General features: G+C 37.4%; 3 protein-coding genes. All 3 read right to left on the reverse strand.

Annotation, left to right across the window (positions count from 1 at the left end; translation table 11 throughout):
• Positions 1 to 150: 150 nt before the first annotated feature.
• The gene (locus tag IQ229_RS22560; protein WP_194047578.1) at positions 151 to 855 is read right to left on the reverse strand and encodes a hypothetical protein; all 705 of its coding nucleotides are present in this window, start codon (positions 853 to 855) and stop codon (positions 151 to 153) included.
• Positions 856 to 901: 46 nt separating this feature from the next.
• A complete protein-coding gene (locus IQ229_RS22565) occupies positions 902 to 1,723 on the reverse strand; it encodes a hypothetical protein (protein WP_194047580.1) in 822 nt (273 codons plus the stop codon).
• A gap of 101 nt (positions 1,724 to 1,824) precedes the next feature.
• On the reverse strand, positions 1,825 to 2,773 hold a 949-nt coding region (locus tag IQ229_RS22570; RefSeq protein ID WP_194047582.1), incomplete at its 5' end, for a hypothetical protein.

Consider the following 2,773-nt stretch of genomic DNA (forward strand, 5'->3'; position numbering starts at 1 on the left):
CTTGGGTATCACTAGAAGATTCTTCTTCAAAGCCGACCAGCCTTGACATCCGCGATTCCCAATCTACAGATTCTACTTCTGGTTGGCGATCGTCGGTAGGTAGAGTAAATCCATTTTGGGGAGGCGTTTGGGCAGGAATTGAGTATCGGGTCATGGTAGAGCCTTGTTTGGATTTCCAGAACAATTATTATCTTTGATTTCACATATATTATAAATTTCTAATCTGGATTCTCCAAGGCGATAAGCTGCAAACTGCGATGGTAATGCTGCATTTGGTAGTGAAGTTGCAGGTTGATCTATTGCTCTAACTAAAATTTGTTTATCAAAGGAAACTGATTTTCCTAATTTATCATAACTATTAAAAATTAATTGATTGGCAAGTATCTCTACTTTCCACTTGCCATTACTTATTTCTTTAGGTTGAGAAACTTTTTGGATTACTAAGACATTCTCCGCTCCTCTATTAACATTTTCAAATTGGCTATCTGGATTTAAATTAGTAATTTCTGACTTAAGTTTTTCTTTAAAATCATCAGCTACCAGTTGGGAGGTAATTTCCCAGACTTGTGTTGGTGGCTGTTGTTCTGACCAGGTAAGCATTAAACTCATAGTTTCACCCACAAAGCGCCGAATCGTCTCTGGTTGCCGCTCTAAATTGGGTTGGGGGTCTACCGTTATAGCATGACCATCAACAAGTTGCACTAAACTTTGAGGAGTGAGTTGTCGACCTAACTGTTGTAACATAGACCAGTGAAATATTAGTAACAGTAAGGTAAATATATGTAACCCAAAGGTTCCTACTGCCAACAACGGTAAGGGGCTATTTTTCTTATTTTCTGGTTTGAGTATTTGCATTAATAATTGATCGTATAAATTGAACTATCTTCACATAAAAAAGTGATTATCTGATAAAACTATCAGATGTTTGTCCAGTTACACATTGTTTTGATTTATCTGCGTTCGAGTTGTAGTCATCTAGCAAACATAGGTTACGAATTTCATCAATTTCTAGTCTATCAGCGCGGACACTATAAATTGCTTTTTGCAGGTCGGTGCTATTGTTGGCTTGGGGATTAGCAAAATAATCTGTTGCACGTACAAGGAAATCTTTATTAAAAGGAGTTATAAGTCTTGCACCACCAACTCGGTTTTTTTGAACTAAGTCGGCTACCATACCCACTTGCCATTTCCCTGGTGCAATTTGTTTTGGCGGATAAACTCTCTTAATTATTAGTTGTGAAGTCATCGCTTGGTTGGGATTTTCAGAGAAAACTTCTGGCGGTGTCATTTCTGCAACTGTGCTTAAGAAACCTTTACGAAATTCTTCTGATAAGGCAAAACTAGCTACCCAACTGCTGGTAGTAATTTTTTGGCTACCACCTTGAGGTGTGTTAATCAGTATTCCTAAATCTGGTTTGAGGCTTGCGACTTCTTCAAGATTTTGTGGTGGTAAGGTTCCAGACCAGCTAAACATTGAGATCATCGTTTTGCTGATAAATTGGCGAATTGCTTCTGGTTCTCTTGCTAAATCATCAATATTATCTACTGGTTTACCATTGATTAATTGCACAAAGTTGGGAGGTTTTCTCAAGCTGAGTTGGCGAATATTTAGCCCTTGTAATAAGAATAAAAATAAAACTAATATATGTAAACTGAAGGTTGCGATCGCAAAAAATGTCAAAACACTTGCCGTTCTTTGTCTTCTTTCTAGTAAACGCACCATTTCCTCACCTCCTTTTGCAAAAACTTCAGCTATTATATATGATGTTTTCCATATACTTACTAGTTACAACGCTTGCAACAATATTATTCATTTTTAATTTTCTATATCCTCTCTTTTACCAAAGAAGCCGTGCTGTTTATGGCGCTGAAGACTGCAAAACCACCAGCAGCAGCCACAACTAAAGATAAAATTGGTGCTAAAATCCCCAGAAAAATTATGAACCACATTAAATCTGGATCGACATTAGCATTTTGACCTGGGCCATTGACAATCACTGCGGCAGTCAGCACAGCAATAATATTGAATGAAATTTTGGCGATTCCAATAGATAAAAATCCAGTCAGCCATGCAAAAATCGGTTTACCAGCTACAGGTAGCAAAGATCCACCTACTGCTATTGGCCCTAAAGCTGCTATTAACAACATAGTAGCCTCTATCAAATTCTGGAAGGCATATTGTAAGGAAACTAAAAAATTCTTGATGCTCGTTTGCACTGTAGAACCTAACAGAGAATTAAAAGAGGTTTCTGATACAATGCCAGTGCCATATCTGATATTATCTACCTTAGTTTGTAGTCTATTGATCCAGCTTTTATTTCCATAAGTTTCTCTATATTTCTGCCAGAGAACGTTAACTTTTTCGGCAGCTTTTACAAAACATTGACTTTGTTGCTCGCCAGTTAAAGATTGACAAGGACGTAGTAAAGAACCAGCTACTTCCTCAGCAATACTCATATTCAGTGCTTGCTGATATATGTTACCTGCATCTGCTGATACCACTACTTGCTGATTCACAGTGTTTAAAAAATTCCGCACTCCCAGCGTCAGATTAGATAGTATACTTCCATTGCCTGAATTACTTAAGAGTACGACCACAATAAAAGGCCAAATTAAAGCTGATATGGGACGTGTGTATTCGTAGGATATTAAGTCTTTGAGGAATTGTATCATAAAAAATAACAGGGTTCCTACAGCAAAAAAAATACCCAGATTTGTCAGCGCTCCATACAAGTTATCACTGGTGTTATTTTGTAATAAATCCAGCCATTGT

Source organism: Nostoc cf. edaphicum LEGE 07299, from assembly GCF_015207245.1.
Lineage (GTDB): Bacteria > Cyanobacteriota > Cyanobacteriia > Cyanobacteriales > Nostocaceae > Nostoc > Nostoc edaphicum_B.

Bases quoted from the DNA above. Each gene is read 5' to 3' on its own strand.
- IQ229_RS22560 (WP_194047578.1), bottom strand. From the start codon at position 855: ATGCAAATACTCAAACCAGAAAATAAGAAAAATAGCCCCTTACCGTTG.
- IQ229_RS22565 (WP_194047580.1), bottom strand. From the start codon at position 1,723: ATGGTGCGTTTACTAGAAAGAAGACAAAGAACGGCAAGTGTTTTGACA.